The 13,155-nt window shown below is 40.2% G+C and carries 15 protein-coding genes; 6 read left to right on the top strand and 9 right to left on the bottom strand.

The genetic code is table 11. The annotated features are described in order from the left end of the window. Positions 1-127: 127 nt before the first annotated feature. Both FTU37_RS12810 and FTU37_RS12805 read right to left on the bottom strand, forming a co-directional pair. A complete protein-coding gene (locus tag FTU37_RS12810; RefSeq protein WP_180124453.1) occupies positions 128-2,068 on the bottom strand; it encodes a sensor histidine kinase in 1,941 nt (646 codons plus the stop codon). A 290-nt stretch (positions 2,069-2,358) separates the two neighbouring features. After that, complete coding sequence (locus FTU37_RS12805; RefSeq protein ID WP_180124452.1) at positions 2,359-3,801, bottom strand: SulP family inorganic anion transporter; 1,443 nt, start codon at positions 3,799-3,801, stop codon at positions 2,359-2,361. A gap of 215 nt (positions 3,802-4,016) precedes the next feature. Between FTU37_RS12805 and FTU37_RS12800 the strand changes: the two genes are divergently transcribed. Beyond that, the gene (locus tag FTU37_RS12800) at positions 4,017-4,628 is read left to right on the top strand and encodes a glutathione binding-like protein (protein WP_078188886.1); all 612 of its coding nucleotides are present in this window, start codon (positions 4,017-4,019) and stop codon (positions 4,626-4,628) included. Between the two features lie 80 nt (positions 4,629-4,708). Here FTU37_RS12800 and FTU37_RS12795 read toward each other — a convergent pair whose 3' ends face one another. The 6 genes from FTU37_RS12795 to FTU37_RS12770 all read right to left on the bottom strand — a co-directional run bounded on the left by FTU37_RS12795 (position 4,709) and on the right by FTU37_RS12770 (position 8,260). Further along, complete coding sequence (locus FTU37_RS12795) at positions 4,709-5,281, bottom strand: hypothetical protein (RefSeq protein ID WP_180124451.1); 573 nt, start codon at positions 5,279-5,281, stop codon at positions 4,709-4,711. Positions 5,282-5,462: 181 nt separating this feature from the next. Continuing rightward, positions 5,463-6,248 (bottom strand): thiazole synthase, encoded by a 786-nt coding sequence (locus tag FTU37_RS12790; protein WP_078188883.1) that lies wholly within the window; start codon positions 6,246-6,248, stop codon positions 5,463-5,465. 12 nt (positions 6,249-6,260) lie between these two features. Then, on the bottom strand, positions 6,261-6,458 hold the full coding sequence (gene thiS / locus FTU37_RS12785; protein ID WP_180007313.1) for a sulfur carrier protein ThiS: 198 nt from the start codon (positions 6,456-6,458) through the stop codon (positions 6,261-6,263). Between the two features lie 57 nt (positions 6,459-6,515). Further along, positions 6,516-6,881, bottom strand: coding sequence for a DUF423 domain-containing protein (locus tag FTU37_RS12780; protein WP_078188880.1), 366 nt, complete (start codon positions 6,879-6,881; stop codon positions 6,516-6,518). Between the two features lie 171 nt (positions 6,882-7,052). Next, the gene (gene rpoH / locus FTU37_RS12775) at positions 7,053-7,922 is read right to left on the bottom strand and encodes an RNA polymerase sigma factor RpoH (protein ID WP_078188879.1); all 870 of its coding nucleotides are present in this window, start codon (positions 7,920-7,922) and stop codon (positions 7,053-7,055) included. A 143-nt stretch (positions 7,923-8,065) separates the two neighbouring features. After that, complete coding sequence (locus FTU37_RS12770; protein WP_078189214.1) at positions 8,066-8,260, bottom strand: sulfurtransferase TusA family protein; 195 nt, start codon at positions 8,258-8,260, stop codon at positions 8,066-8,068. A 413-nt stretch (positions 8,261-8,673) separates the two neighbouring features. On the opposite strand from FTU37_RS12770, the gene FTU37_RS12765 reads away from it, so the two are divergent. Both FTU37_RS12765 and rhlB read left to right on the top strand, forming a co-directional pair. Further along, the gene (locus FTU37_RS12765) at positions 8,674-8,886 is read left to right on the top strand and encodes a cold-shock protein (RefSeq protein ID WP_005014923.1); all 213 of its coding nucleotides are present in this window, start codon (positions 8,674-8,676) and stop codon (positions 8,884-8,886) included. A gap of 99 nt (positions 8,887-8,985) precedes the next feature. After that, complete coding sequence (gene rhlB / locus FTU37_RS12760; protein WP_078188878.1) at positions 8,986-10,137, top strand: ATP-dependent RNA helicase RhlB; 1,152 nt, start codon at positions 8,986-8,988, stop codon at positions 10,135-10,137. A gap of 129 nt (positions 10,138-10,266) precedes the next feature. Here the strand turns inward: rhlB and FTU37_RS12755 are convergent, their stop codons facing one another. After that, entirely contained in the window at positions 10,267-10,656 is a 390-nt protein-coding gene (locus FTU37_RS12755; protein WP_078188876.1) for a hypothetical protein, read from the bottom strand. A gap of 212 nt (positions 10,657-10,868) precedes the next feature. Here FTU37_RS12755 and FTU37_RS12750 point away from each other — a divergent pair, with 212 nt between their 5' ends. The 3 genes from FTU37_RS12750 (at position 10,869) to FTU37_RS12740 (ending at position 13,128) form a co-directional block, all read left to right on the top strand. Further along, positions 10,869-11,459, top strand: coding sequence for a nitroreductase family protein (locus FTU37_RS12750; protein WP_218954668.1), 591 nt, complete (start codon positions 10,869-10,871; stop codon positions 11,457-11,459). Positions 11,460-11,519: 60 nt separating this feature from the next. Beyond that, positions 11,520-12,593 (top strand): NAD(P)H-dependent glycerol-3-phosphate dehydrogenase, encoded by a 1,074-nt coding sequence (locus FTU37_RS12745; RefSeq protein WP_180007311.1) that lies wholly within the window; start codon positions 11,520-11,522, stop codon positions 12,591-12,593. Between the two features lie 79 nt (positions 12,594-12,672). Beyond that, positions 12,673-13,128, top strand: a complete 456-nt coding sequence (locus tag FTU37_RS12740) for a histidine phosphatase family protein (RefSeq protein ID WP_180059042.1) — start codon at positions 12,673-12,675, stop codon at positions 13,126-13,128. Positions 13,129-13,155 lie beyond the last annotated feature (27 nt).

Below are 13,155 nucleotides of genomic sequence, written 5' to 3'. Positions count from 1 at the left end.
CAAGTAACTTGGACCAGTGTTGATCATTTAGCATTGTTCGAGGCATAGCGAGTGTAAAATTGGGTTTGGCGATTTAATTTTACTATCTCGCTATTTTTTTAATCAACAAATGTCAACAGACCCTAATCTAGGCTGTTTTTTCATCAAGATCTTCACTGTCAGCACCATCAGGTTTAAATGGCAAAATGGCCTCAATAACGGTACAACCCGGCTGTGACTGTATTTTAAATTCACCACCGATACGATGGATTCGTGTTTGCATACTATGTAGGCCGACATGTAGGCCTTGCTCAACTTCGTCAGGGTTGAAGCCGATACCGTTATCTTCAATACGTAATATCAGTTGAGTCTCTGTTTCGCACAAACTGACCTGAACTTTGCTTGCCTGACTATGCTTTAGAATATTGGTCAGGGTTTCTTCTGTGACACGAGTCAAATTGAGACATTGGGTCGCAGAGGGTGAGTGAATCCATTCGGTAGCAAATTTCCAGCTTGAGCTCATGTCTAATTCTTCAAAGAGCTGTACAAAGCGATGGCGAATCGGCGCCGCCCATTCGATCGGGGTGTCTGGAACTTTCGTCCCTATACTTGAACCCGAATCGATGACTTGTCTTAAATCATTACGGAACAGTTTAAGCATCGACATGATTTGTGGTTTTTCAATTTTGTCATTTTGTTCTAACAGTAAAATTGAACGGACAATTGATCCGCCTAAACCATCATGTAAGTCATGAGATAAATGAATTCGTTCTTGAAGTCGTGCATTTTCAAGCGCGAGTTGATGTTGTTGACCAAGTGAGGTAGCGAGTTTCAGTTCAGCTCGTTGTACATTTTCAGTTAAGGTCTTATTAAAACGCTCAATTTGACGGGTGTGTCGAGCTAAACGCAAAGCCAGTACGCCGCCCAAAACGAGGGTGGTTAGTGGGCCAGTATATGGTGAGAGCGCATGGCCTTCCATGGTCATCATAAAGTGCGCATCATGTACCGCAATTGGTAAATAAATCAAATACAGCGTTGCAAGCAAATAGGTTTCAGCCATTTTGGCTTTATACGCCAAGTAGGGGTAGCTAATACATTTGGCCACAAAGACCAAAACAAAGAAGCTAAAACAAATTTGGATGACGGTCTTTAAATAAGCCTCTGGTGCAAAACCGATACAGAGTGCTGCGATAGTGGCAAGGCTTAATAACAGCTTTTGAATTTTCGGGAAAGGATGGTTTGCAAAATACCACGCACCAATACAGCCAAAAACCGTATAAAAACAGAAAATGATATTTTGTAGGCGGTCGACCTGTACGGTGGTTAGAAATGAAATTGGTCCATTAAAAATAATACACAGGCTATAAAATACCCAAGCCATGCCTGTGATGGTTAACCATAAGTAAGCTCTTTCATTACGATTGGCGAGCCATGCTAAAAAAAAGAACACAGCCACGACGAAATTAATCATCGTATTGAGTTCGACTAATTGTCGTTGTTCGAGTAACCAAATTTTAAAGGTGTCATAGACTTGCTGGTATTCCCCAATTTGAACTGAACTGAGTCCTGATTTTTGGGTCACTGAACCATACACTTGCACCCAAATGGTATTAACACCTTGCTTTAAACTCGAGCTAGGCAAGTTCAAAATTCTTGGTTGATGTTGGCTTCGTGAAAAATGTTCTGCTGAAATGTAATCTTGCCAAAGTAGGGCATCGTTGATATAAACCCGACCACTTTGGGTGATGCCTTGTATAGCGATAGCAATGGGTTGATTTAACTGATGGAGGTCACAGTTCAACTTAAATTGGATTTTGTACCAAGCGATACCATGATAATCCGGCCAACGTTTATTCCAAGTGTCTGGAAGCTTTTGCAGATTTTGCCAACCTGTACGTGGGCGCTCTTGCTCGACAGCGCTTTTAGCTGTGGCAATATGGGTGATTTCAACAGGACAATGACTGCTTGAGATCTGTGGGGTGGCATTGGCAAAACTGGGTATAGCGATACAACATAGCAGGCAAAATAGACTCGCTAAGACCAGCAGCTGATTTGCTTGAATGCAGTGTCGTGACCAAAACCAAACCATCAAAATTCCCCCAATTTTGTGTATCCACAATTTAAAAAAATATATAGAAAGTCACATCAAATCTTTGTTTTATTTTTAATAGTTATAATTTTATGAGATGAATTATACAGTTAAATCGAATGAATGGTGAATTTTTCTCTTTTTTATAGGCTTAGTATTATATGTAATGTCATTACACATCAGAGCTTCGATCTTTGAAACCCTTTGCTATATTCATCCTGCATAGGGTTTCAATAGGTCACATTTTATTGAAAATTGATTTGATTCAAAGTGAATATTTCAAAAATCCATTAGTCACTGACACGGTCAAGTAAAGTGCTACTTGCTTCATTTAAGCCAAAAACCTCTATTTGAATCTGTCTTGATTCAAATTTTTGCACGACATTCTTCAAAATATTAACAGAAGTAATATCCCAAATATGTGCATGACTCAGATCAATTCGCACATGACTAACCCTCTCCTGAAAATCAAAAAATTGATAAAAACTCTCAGAGCTACTAAAGAAAATTTGTCCATAGACTGTGTAGCTACGAATATTGTCTTTAAGTTCTGATGTGACTTTTACCGAACTTTCCAGTTGATTGATAATAAACAATGCAGAGAGGAGCACGCCAACCAATACGCCAAGGGCTAAATTATGTGTTGCAAGCACCACGATCACCACAGCAATCATCACGACATTAAAAGACATCGGATACTTTGAAAATTGCTTGACAGAATTCCATTGGAACGTAGTGAATGACACCATGACCATAATCGCGACTAAGGCAGCCATTGGGACATAAGCCAGCCAGTCTTTTAAGAACACCACCAAACACAACAAAAATACACCTGCAACCAAAGTGGAAAGGCGAGTTCGCGCGCCAGAACTAACATTAATAATCGACTGCCCAATCATGGCACATCCAGCCATGCCGCCCATAAAGCCACTGACAATATTGGCAATCCCTTGACCACGACATTCCTGATGACGATCTCCTTCAGTTCCAGTGACTTCATTGATCACTGTCGTGGTCATCATAGTTTCTAATAGGCCAACTGTTGCTAGGGTAATGGAATAGGGAAAAATAATCGTGAGGGTTTCAAGATTAAAAGGAATTTCAGGAATCAAGAAAATAGGTAAAGTCTCTGGAAACTTACCCAAATCACTCACAGTACGCAGGTCAGCACCTAAAAATAATGCCAAACCACTGAGGACAATAATGCAAATCAGCGGTGATGGGATGGCTTTGCCAATTTTAGGTAGATATGGAAACAGATAAATAATTGCAAGCCCTAAAAGCATAAAGACATAGCCTAAACTATCCATCTTTGACATTTCAGGTAGCTGTGCAACAAAAATCAAAATCGCGAGTGCATTTAAAAAACCATACACCACTGACTGCGAGACGAAGCGCATAAGTTTTGCTACTTTAAAATAGCCAGCAATGATCTGAATCACACCAGTCAAAACCGTGGCAGCCAAAAGGTATTGCAAACCATGATCTTTGACCAAAGTGATCATAAGTAAGGCCATCGCACCCGTAGCAGCTGAAATCATTGCTGTACGACCACCAAAAAAGGCAATGGTGACGGCAATACAAAACGAAGCGTACAAACCAACCTGCGGATCAACCCCAGCAATAGCTGAAAAGGCGATGGATTCTGGAATCAGCGCCAGTCCAACCACCAAGCCAGCGAGTACATCAGTACGAATATTGGAAAACCATTGTTCTTTTTTAAGTTGTAACACGGTAACTTTTCATCAAATCTTAAACGCGGCTATGTTAAAACAACTGAGTATAAAAATGCATAACACAGTGACTTGAAATCTTCTTAAATATGGATAATAGTCAATGAGTATATGTGTTTCAGCATTTACGCTTTTTTGCAATTTACAGGTTTGATCACTTGAAAGTTTGACAGAAGAGATTTAAAACATTGAATAGTACATAACAAGGATCAGATATGAAGCTTTATTATTCTCCAGGTGCATGTTCATTAGCATCACATATAATTTTAAATGAAATTAATGTCGATTTTGATTTGGTCCGTGTTGACCTAAAAAACCATAAAACAGAAAAAGGGGTGGATTATTACGAGATCAACCCAAAAGGTTATGTACCTGCATTAGAAATTAACCCAGGTTTGATCCTGACCGAGAACGTGGCCATTTTACCGTTCCTTGCACAGCATGATCCAAAACAAGACTTAATTCCGCCATCAGGTTTAGGTCGTGCCAAAGTTTTAGAATGGCTTGGCTATTTGAACTCAGAATTACATGATGCTTATGCCGTATTCTTTGGTGCTCCACTAGATGCAGACGCTAAAGAAAAAGCTTATGCAGAAATTGATCGTTTATTGACATACATCGATAAAGCGATTGGTGAATCAGATAACGACTATTTGGTCGATGATAACTTTGGCCCAGCAGATGCTTATCTCTTTGTACTGACAAATTGGTCAAATGGCATCGGTCATGATTTAACGCCATATAAAAATATCATTGCTTTACGCAACAAAGTTGCAGAGCGTCAATCAGTTCAAATTGCGATGCGTGATGAAGGTTTAATTCCTTAAGTTAAGTTTTGAAATTGAATAAACAAACCGCCGAAATTGGCGGTTTGTTTATTGCTAGATTGGCATTGCTCAGGTTCAACTTAGTACTCGAACTGTGTATAGAAATCATCAAAGTTAATATTTTTAAGCGTCAGTTGCTGTGGTGCTTTGAAGGTTGACCATTTGGCCTGAGTTTTGGCATCTTCAAACATATTACCGCCTACAATTTCCTTACGCTTTAAGGTCGAAAAATTATAGCTTTTCGATGTTTCTTCACCAGAAGCTCGGTGAAAGCTATTGTAGTCAAAACCAATCAGATCAAAGCGTTGATTTTGCCAACGGAAGGTATAACTATGTCGGGGCCATTCCCAGCCACCACAAGCCATAAAATAACTAAAATGAACGAGTAAATTGCCTTTACTGATTTGGATGTCTTCTGCTTCAGCAAGTGGATCAAGTAAGCATGAATTGGGCTGCTGAGCGACTGGGATACTGTTGTTTTCAACGATACGTTGATATCCCTTTGCGGTTTTAAAAAATACGATGAGTTTTCGTGGATGGTTATGAACGACTTTGCCATCGTCATCATAGGTCGCCACATCGACTTTTTGCTTTTCCACGATCATCGCAACATCTGGCATTTGATCTTTGTTTAGGTCGCCAGTCGTAGCCATCAAAATGTTCCAACCTTGCGGTGCAAGTGATTTGGCTGTGCTGGGCACTTGGGCTGACAGCCAACTAGATGCGACACAAAGACTCAAAGTACAAAATATATGGGATATTTTCATTGTTATCAGGTTTTCAAAATCAAAAAGAGGACTCAATAAAGTCCTCTTTTATACCGTGAATGAGTTCTTATTTAAAGAAGTATCCGGTTTCAGGTGAACTGGCATTTGCCATGCGTTTACGTGGCATACGTCCTGCTAGGAACGCTTCACGACCGGCTTCAACAGCTTTTTTCATCGCTGAAGCCATTAGAATAGGGTTTTGAGCTGCTGCAATTGCTGTATTCATTAATACGCCATCACAGCCCAATTCCATCGCTATCGCTGCATCACTTGCTGTACCGACACCAGCATCGACCAAAACAGGCACTTTGGCATTGTCTTTAATAATCGAAATAGTATGTGGGTTGAGAATGCCTAAACCTGAGCCAATGAGACTACCTAAAGGCATAATCGCTACACAGCCCATGCTTTCCAGTTCTTGTGCCACAATTGGATCATCTGAGGTATAAACCATGATTTCAAAGCCATCGTCAATCAACGTACGTGCAGCTTTTAAAGTCTCGGTAATATTTGGATATAGGGTTTTCTCATCCCCTAAAACCTCAAGTTTAACCAGATTGTGACCATCTAATAGTTCACGTGCCAACATGCAAGTACGGACTGCACTGTTCGCATCGAAACAACCTGCTGTATTTGGCAAAATCGTATATTTTTCAGGTGGAACTACAGAAAGCAAGTTTGGCTGGTCTGGATGTTGACCAATATTCACACGGCGAATGGCAACGGTCACAATTTCAGCACCACTGGCTTGAATGGCCTGGTCAGTTTCCGTTAAGTCCTTGTACTTACCTGTACCAACTAAAAGTCGTGAATTAAATGTACGTGAACCAATGATTAGGGGTGTATCTTCCATGGGAGCTCCATTTTAGCCGCCACCTACGGCATGAATAATTTCAATATGATCTTGCTCAGTAATTGGGGTTTGTTCCAATTTACTTTTCGAGATGATCATTTCATTTTTTTCAACAGCGAAGCGTTTGCCTTCCAGTTGTAATTGTTGAACCAATTGCAAGAGGTTGACACATTCGGTTTGTGTAGCTTCGCCGTTTAAATAGATTTGCATTTGTGGATTCCGTTCTTGCTGCCTTATTTATTGAGTAAGGCCAATATCTGCTGTTGATTATTTTGCGTATTTAAACGCATTCCATGCCAATATGAGCCATCCAGCAATCATCAGCGCTCCACCAATCGGGGTAATTGCACCGAGACCGCGTGGTAAGCCTAGAGCCATCACATATAAAGAACCACAGAAGAAGAAAATACCAATTTGTATAAGCAGGAAACTGGCTTTTATTGGAAGTTGGGGAATGACTTTGGATAAGATCGCGAGGGCAAGTAAGCCCAGTGCATGATAAAAGAAATAGTCCGTTGCAGTTTGCCACCAAGCCAATTGGGCTTCAGTCGCGCGCGCTTTTAATCCGTGTGCACCAAAGGCACCAAGCATCACAGCAAAAGCTAAGTTAAGTGCGGAAATGGCAATCCACATGTGCATTCACCTTAACAAAATTTGCGCATAACCATAGCATATTTAGTACCTTGGGTTAAAGCAAAAATGCCCAAAGTTTTTGTGTTGCAGTTTGTCATTCGACAATATTCAGGCATAAAAAAAAGAGCATCGAAATGCTCTTTTTTAGTATGACTGGGAAAAGCCTTCAACTTAGTTTGAAGACATTGCGACTTTAATTTTTTCCATCGCATTTTTTTCCAACTGACGAATACGTTCAGCAGATACATTATATTCCGCCGCCAATTCATGTAGCGTCGACTTTTCGTCATCTAACCAACGACGTTGTAAGATGTTACGTGAACGATCATCCAGCTGATCCATGGCTTCATGTAAAGCTGAAGTACTTTGTTCTTCGTAGTCTTCATCTTCCGCTAAACGCGCAGGGTCGTAACGGTTATCTTCGAGATAAAGGGCAGGAGCGACATGGGTCGAACCTTCATCGTCATCATCACCTTGAGCTTCAAACGCAGCATCATAAGCGGTTAAACGGCCTTCCATTTCCAAGACTTGTTCGGGTGTCACATTTAAGTCATTGGCAATTGACTGTGCTTCAGCCAAAGTTAATTTTTTAGACGACTTTTTTAAGCTACGTAAATTAAAGAATAATTTACGCTGCGCTTTAGTGGTCGCAATTTTGACAATACGCCAGTTACGAATCACATATTCATGAATTTCTGCTTTAATCCAATGCACAGCAAAAGATACGAGACGTACGCCCATATTTGGGTCAAAACGTTTTACCGCTTTCATTAAGCCCAAGTTACCTTCTTGAATCAGGTCACCTTGTGGCAAGCCGTAGCCTGCATAGCTACGTGCGATATGCACAACAAAACGAAGATGCGACATCACCAGCATTTTAGCTGCGTCTAAATCTTGGTCATAATAATAACGCTCGGCCAGCTCTTTTTCTTGTTCGGCCGATAAAATTGGAATCTGATTAACAGTACTAATATAAGCACCAAGATTCACCCCAGGTGCCGATAATGACAGGGGCATCAATTGATTGCTGCTGTCACTCATGTTTTCTCCTTGAGAACTAAAAATGGGTAAGCCCAATAACTAAGATTCATCTTAATCCAATATTTCCGTAAATTATGGAAAATTGGGTATAGAAATGTAAACTTTTATTCAATTATGAAGCAATTTAGTTTAACTGAATCTTTTTAAGATTCAATTAAGTAATGAAACTCAGAATCTGAAATTTTGCGCATTTCACAGTTTAACTGATGTATTTGACAGTATCGTGATACATCTTGTTGGCTGTGCGGATCGGATGACTTTAACAATAAAGATTGGTCTGGACTTTTCTTTAAAGCTTTTTTCAGCATCAATAGCGGCATCGGGCAGGGTTTACCCATGGCATCTACAGTTAAAAGCGAATTTTGGCTGTCACTCACGAAGCAGATCCAACATGTTTACATTTCAATGGAAATATTAGCAAATACAGTGCCAAATCCCAACCTAAAATAGGCAAAAATCCTTTGTGATTTATAACTCAAACGATGTGAAAAAATAAGAATATTCAAAAGGAAAATAGATCAAAAAAATCTATTATTTGCAGTAAACCCGTGTTAAGCTCGTTGCGTTGTTAAGATTTTTGTTGGCTGTGAAGCCTCTTAACTCTTGATATATTTGGATGTAACCGGGATTTTGTTGATAGTTTTACAGAATGATTACAAGCTTAGAAATAAAAATATTTTTTAACCTTGTTTGGTCTGCTGTTTGCAACACCGGGTGGTCCTTCTTTTTTAAATACGATAAGGATTAACTTATGACAGCTCGTGAACAAGGCGTTGTTAAATGGTTCAACGACACTAAAGGCTTTGGCTTTATTCAACGTAACGGCGGCGACGACGTATTCGTTCATTTCCGCGCAATTATGGGCGAAGGCCACCGTTCACTTCGTGACGGCCAACGCGTAGAATTCAGCGTTGTTAAAGGTCAAAAAGGCTTCCAAGCTGAAGAAGTACAACCTTTAGACTAATCGTCTAAATGTACTCAGAAACGCTCCAATGTAAATTGGGGCGTTTTTTGTTTATAATGCTTCGATAATTTTGTGATTATTCATTTAGGGCACATCTATATGTCATCAGGTTTTGAAACCTTAAATTTACATCCGAACCTTAAAAAAGCCATTGATGCTTTGGGTTTTAAGGATATGACGCCTATTCAGCAAAAGGTTTTAAAATTTACATTGGCTGGACATGACGCTATTGGCCGTGCTCAAACTGGTACAGGGAAGACAGCTGCTTTCTTGGTCAGCGTGATTAATGATCTGTTGAATAATCCAATTAAAGAACAACGCTTCCGCGGTGAACCGCGTGCGCTGATTCTTGCACCAACCCGTGAGCTTGCATTGCAAATTGAAAGTGATGCCAAAGAATTAGTGAAATATACGGATCTCAATGTCATGACTTTATTGGGTGGAGTAGATTTCGATAAACAAAAAAATCTATTAAACCGTAATTTTGTCGACATTATGGTTGCAACTCCAGGTCGCTTAATTGACTTTGTGGAACAAAAAGAAGTTTGGCTCGATCAAATTGAATTTTTAGTGATTGATGAAGCTGACCGTCTTTTAGATATGGGCTTTATTCCTTCAGTGAAACGTATTGTGCGTTTCTCACCACGTAAAGAACAACGCCAAACACTAATGTTCTCTGCGACGTTTAGTTATGACGTGCTCAATCTTGCACAGCAGTGGTTGTTTGAACCCGTTACAGTTGAAATTGAGCCTGAAAAGAAAACCAATGCAGACGTTGAGCAACGTGTCTACATGGTGGCGAAGTCTGATAAATATAAATTATTGGAAGACATCTTACGAGATGAACCAATTGAAAAGGTCATGATCTTTGCCAACCGTCGTGATCAAGTGCGTAAACTTTATGATCATCTCAAAAAAGACGGTTATAAAGTGGTGATGTTGTCAGGTGAAATCGCTCAAGATAAGCGTTTGAAAATGCTTGATCAGTTTAAAAATGGTCAACATAACATCATGATTGCAACAGACGTTGCAGGTCGTGGTATCCATGTCGATGGCGTTTCTCATGTCGTGAACTTTACACTTCCTGAACAGTCTGATGATTATGTACACCGTATCGGTCGTACAGGTCGTGCAGGAACACGTGGTGTCAGTATTAGTTTCTTGTCTGAAGATGATGCTTTTTCACTACCTGAAATTGAAAAAGCCATTGGTCAAAAATTACCTTTAACCCGTTTAGACGGTTATTGCTAATTTTTGCTTCAAAAAAAGCCTGCAGATTTGCAGGCTTTTTTTATTTCATCTCGACTATTTCATAACAATTATTTCATGACGATAATTTCATTTTGAGTTAATGACAAAACGACATCACAGACTAACGTTTTAGTTGGCACGGCAACTAAAGGTCAGTACAGTTTGGTAATCATCATCTTTGCTGATACTGCCGCTATTTCCTGTAATGGTGCCAAGTACGCCAGCCGCAGCCTGAATCATTTGACCTGTCTTTTCATCGACCACGCCTTTTAAAACACCGTTGTATTCTTGCTTTTCATCCACGACAACAGGGGTCGCATTTTTACCACAGGTACTATTTGCAGCTGCAATTGCATTGTTTTTTGCCGCTAAACTGGTTTTACCTACGGCAGTCACTTCATATTGATTATTTGGTTTTTGAATCGCTAAAGATTTTGTTGGCGTAGATGTACATGCAGCTAAAAGCACAGTCGCGCTTAGCGTGCTAACAATGGCAACAGTTTTGTTGAATTTTTTCATGCGGTGCCCCAAGTTAGAAACAATTTGATTTATTTGAACATAAAATTTCTTATAGAACAGGGAGCTGCTGTACAAGTTGTGCGGTTTTTTTATAGTAAATCTGTGAATAAATCTGACTTAACAAATAAGCACCGAGTCTGATGCAAACATTCTAGAGTAAGTTATTGAGAATATGCTAATCTTGAGCAAACGTTTTAAAGTACAGTGTATAGATGTCAATTCTAAAATCAGCAGTTGATACAGTTCATCAAAATATTCATCAGCGTCAGTCGATTGGTCATTTAATTGAACCTGCGCCGAATGCTGAGCAATTGGAAAATGCGTTTCAAGCCGCTTTAACGGCGCCAGATCATCATCGTCTTAAGCCTACGCTTTTCGTGATTATTCCTGAAACTGAACGTGAAGCATTTGGTGAGTTGCTTTCACATGCTTTAGCCGATACTGGACAAACAGAAGAAGCGCAGTTGGAACGTGTGAAACACCATCCATTTCGTGCGCCACTATTGGTTTTGGCTTTAACCCAATTACAAGATCATCCCAAAGTTCCGCATTTCGAACAAATCTTAAGTTCAGGCGCAGCAGTACAAAATTTTTTGCTCTCTTTACAAGCACAGGGCTTTTCAACCATGTGGCGTAGTGGGGCGGTGGTTGAATCTAAATTGTTTAAACAAGCCTTGGGTTTAACGGAAAATGATTTGATTTCAGGCATTATTTATATCGGTACAGCAGTGAAAGCCATTCCACCGCGTGCTGAAATACAGTCTGCTGACTTTGTAAGCCATTGGCATAAAGCAAACCAATAAAAGTGAAAAATAGGTCGATTGAACAAGATCGATCAGTAAAGAAATTAGGATAAAAGAACAATGTCAGAACTTGATTTTGCAAGTCTTGTTAGCCCTGTGTCAGTTGATCAAAAAACTGCACTGCGTGTTACGGTGCTGGGTGGTGGGAGTTTTGGTACTGCGATGGCTAATACTGCAGTACGTAATGGCTGTGACACCATGATATGGATTCGTGATGAGGCGGTGGCTGCGGATATCAATGCAACACATATTAATAAACGTTACTTGCCAGATTTTCAATTAGAAGCAGGTTTGCTCGCTGTTTCAGATTTAGAACAAGCAGTATGTAATCGTGATATTATTTTGGTGGCCATTCCGAGCCATTCTTTCCGTAGTGTTTTACAGCAGATCAAGCCTTTTATCACGTCACAAGCAGTGGTGTCTTTAACCAAAGGTATTGAAGCCAATACCTTTAGCTTTATGAGCGATATTATTCGTGAAGAACTTCCTGAAGTCCCTTATGGTGTGCTTTCAGGGCCAAACTTGGCGAAGGAAATTGTTGCGGGACAACCTGCGGGGACTGTGATTGCAAGCCAATCTGAACTGGTTCGTTATGCAGTTCAACAAGCGCTACACAGTGCTTTGTTCCGTGTGTTTGCAAGTGATGATGTGCATGGTGTGGAATTGGGCGGTGCACTGAAAAATATCTATGCAGTCGCGATGGGTCTAGCTGCAGCTTATGGTGTCGGTGAAAATACCAAGAGTATGATTTTGACACGTGCTTTGGCAGAAATGAGCCGCTTTGCAGTGAAATTAGGCGCAAACCCATTAACATTCCTAGGTTTATCTGGTGTCGGTGATTTATTTGCAACTTGTAGTAGTCCGCTCAGTCGTAATTACCAAGTCGGTTTTGCACTCGGCAGTGGTAAAAGCTTAGAACAAGCGACCAAAGAACTAGGACAAACTGCGGAAGGGATTAATACTATTGTGCAAGTACGCGCACGCTCTGAGGAGTTGGGTGTATATATGCCAATTACCAGTGCATTGTATGAAGTGATTTTTGAAGGTGCGCCGGCCCTGAACATTGCTTTGTCATTGATGAAAAATGGACATCGCAGTGACGTTGAATTTGTCTTGCCACATCAGCAAGTTTAAGTTTGCTGATTAATATGCAATACACATAGCTTTGTCATACTGGCTGTATATAATGTGCGGAATAGAATAAGGAAATTTTATGCAACTGACATTGGTTAGGCATGGCGAAGCTGCTCCACCTGTAATGGGGAATGATGAAAAGCGTCCTTTAACAGCGCGTGGACAAACTCAAGCGGAAGAAACTGCAGCATATTTGAAAGATTTAATTCAACCAGACGTTTTTGTGGTGAGTCCGTTACTGCGTGCGCAGCAAACACTTTCATTTTTGCAAAAACATTTTCCACATGTACCTGTGGTTATTTGTAATGCCATCAAACCGGAAGATGATGCCAAAGTTGCAGTGGAATGGTTGTCACATTTACCGTATGAGTCTATTGTGGTGGTGTGCCATATGAACGTTGTGGCACATATGGCCAGTGTTTTGGTCTCAGAATATTTTAATCCCTATGCTTTGGCAGAAGCGCGCATTTATGAACAAGCGGTCATTGCTCCAGGGTTATCAACTCAAATTAAAACGTTTATACCATCAACATAAAAACCAATTAAAACGGCAGAAAAATTA

It is taken from the genome of Acinetobacter sp. YH12097 (genome assembly GCF_013419225.1).
Classification (GTDB): Bacteria; Pseudomonadota; Gammaproteobacteria; order Pseudomonadales; family Moraxellaceae; genus Acinetobacter; species Acinetobacter amyesii.
Note: the sequence above shows the minus strand (reverse complement) of the source record. Positions and strands in the feature narration are given on the sequence as shown.

What these genes read in the sequence shown, in the direction of transcription:
- rpoH (WP_078188879.1), bottom strand. Translation starts at nt 7,922, where the DNA reads ATGAGTGACAGCAGCAATCAATTGATGCCCCTGTCATTATCGGCACCT.
- FTU37_RS12755 (WP_078188876.1), bottom strand. Translation starts at nt 10,656, where the DNA reads ATGAAAAAATTCAACAAAACTGTTGCCATTGTTAGCACGCTAAGCGCG.
- FTU37_RS12770 (WP_078189214.1), bottom strand. Translation starts at nt 8,260, where the DNA reads ATGGGTAAACCCTGCCCGATGCCGCTATTGATGCTGAAAAAAGCTTTA.
- FTU37_RS12800 (WP_078188886.1), top strand. Translation starts at nt 4,017, where the DNA reads ATGAAGCTTTATTATTCTCCAGGTGCATGTTCATTAGCATCACATATA.
- FTU37_RS12795 (WP_180124451.1), bottom strand. Translation starts at nt 5,281, where the DNA reads ATGGCTACGACTGGCGACCTAAACAAAGATCAAATGCCAGATGTTGCG.
- FTU37_RS12750 (WP_218954668.1), top strand. Translation starts at nt 10,869, where the DNA reads ATGTCAATTCTAAAATCAGCAGTTGATACAGTTCATCAAAATATTCAT.
- FTU37_RS12790 (WP_078188883.1), bottom strand. Translation starts at nt 6,248, where the DNA reads ATGGAAGATACACCCCTAATCATTGGTTCACGTACATTTAATTCACGA.
- FTU37_RS12780 (WP_078188880.1), bottom strand. Translation starts at nt 6,881, where the DNA reads ATGTGGATTGCCATTTCCGCACTTAACTTAGCTTTTGCTGTGATGCTT.
- rhlB (WP_078188878.1), top strand. Translation starts at nt 8,986, where the DNA reads ATGTCATCAGGTTTTGAAACCTTAAATTTACATCCGAACCTTAAAAAA.
- FTU37_RS12740 (WP_180059042.1), top strand. Translation starts at nt 12,673, where the DNA reads ATGCAACTGACATTGGTTAGGCATGGCGAAGCTGCTCCACCTGTAATG.
- FTU37_RS12765 (WP_005014923.1), top strand. Translation starts at nt 8,674, where the DNA reads ATGACAGCTCGTGAACAAGGCGTTGTTAAATGGTTCAACGACACTAAA.
- FTU37_RS12745 (WP_180007311.1), top strand. Translation starts at nt 11,520, where the DNA reads ATGTCAGAACTTGATTTTGCAAGTCTTGTTAGCCCTGTGTCAGTTGAT.
- thiS (WP_180007313.1), bottom strand. Translation starts at nt 6,458, where the DNA reads ATGCAAATCTATTTAAACGGCGAAGCTACACAAACCGAATGTGTCAAC.
- FTU37_RS12810 (WP_180124453.1), bottom strand. Translation starts at nt 2,068, where the DNA reads ATGGTTTGGTTTTGGTCACGACACTGCATTCAAGCAAATCAGCTGCTG.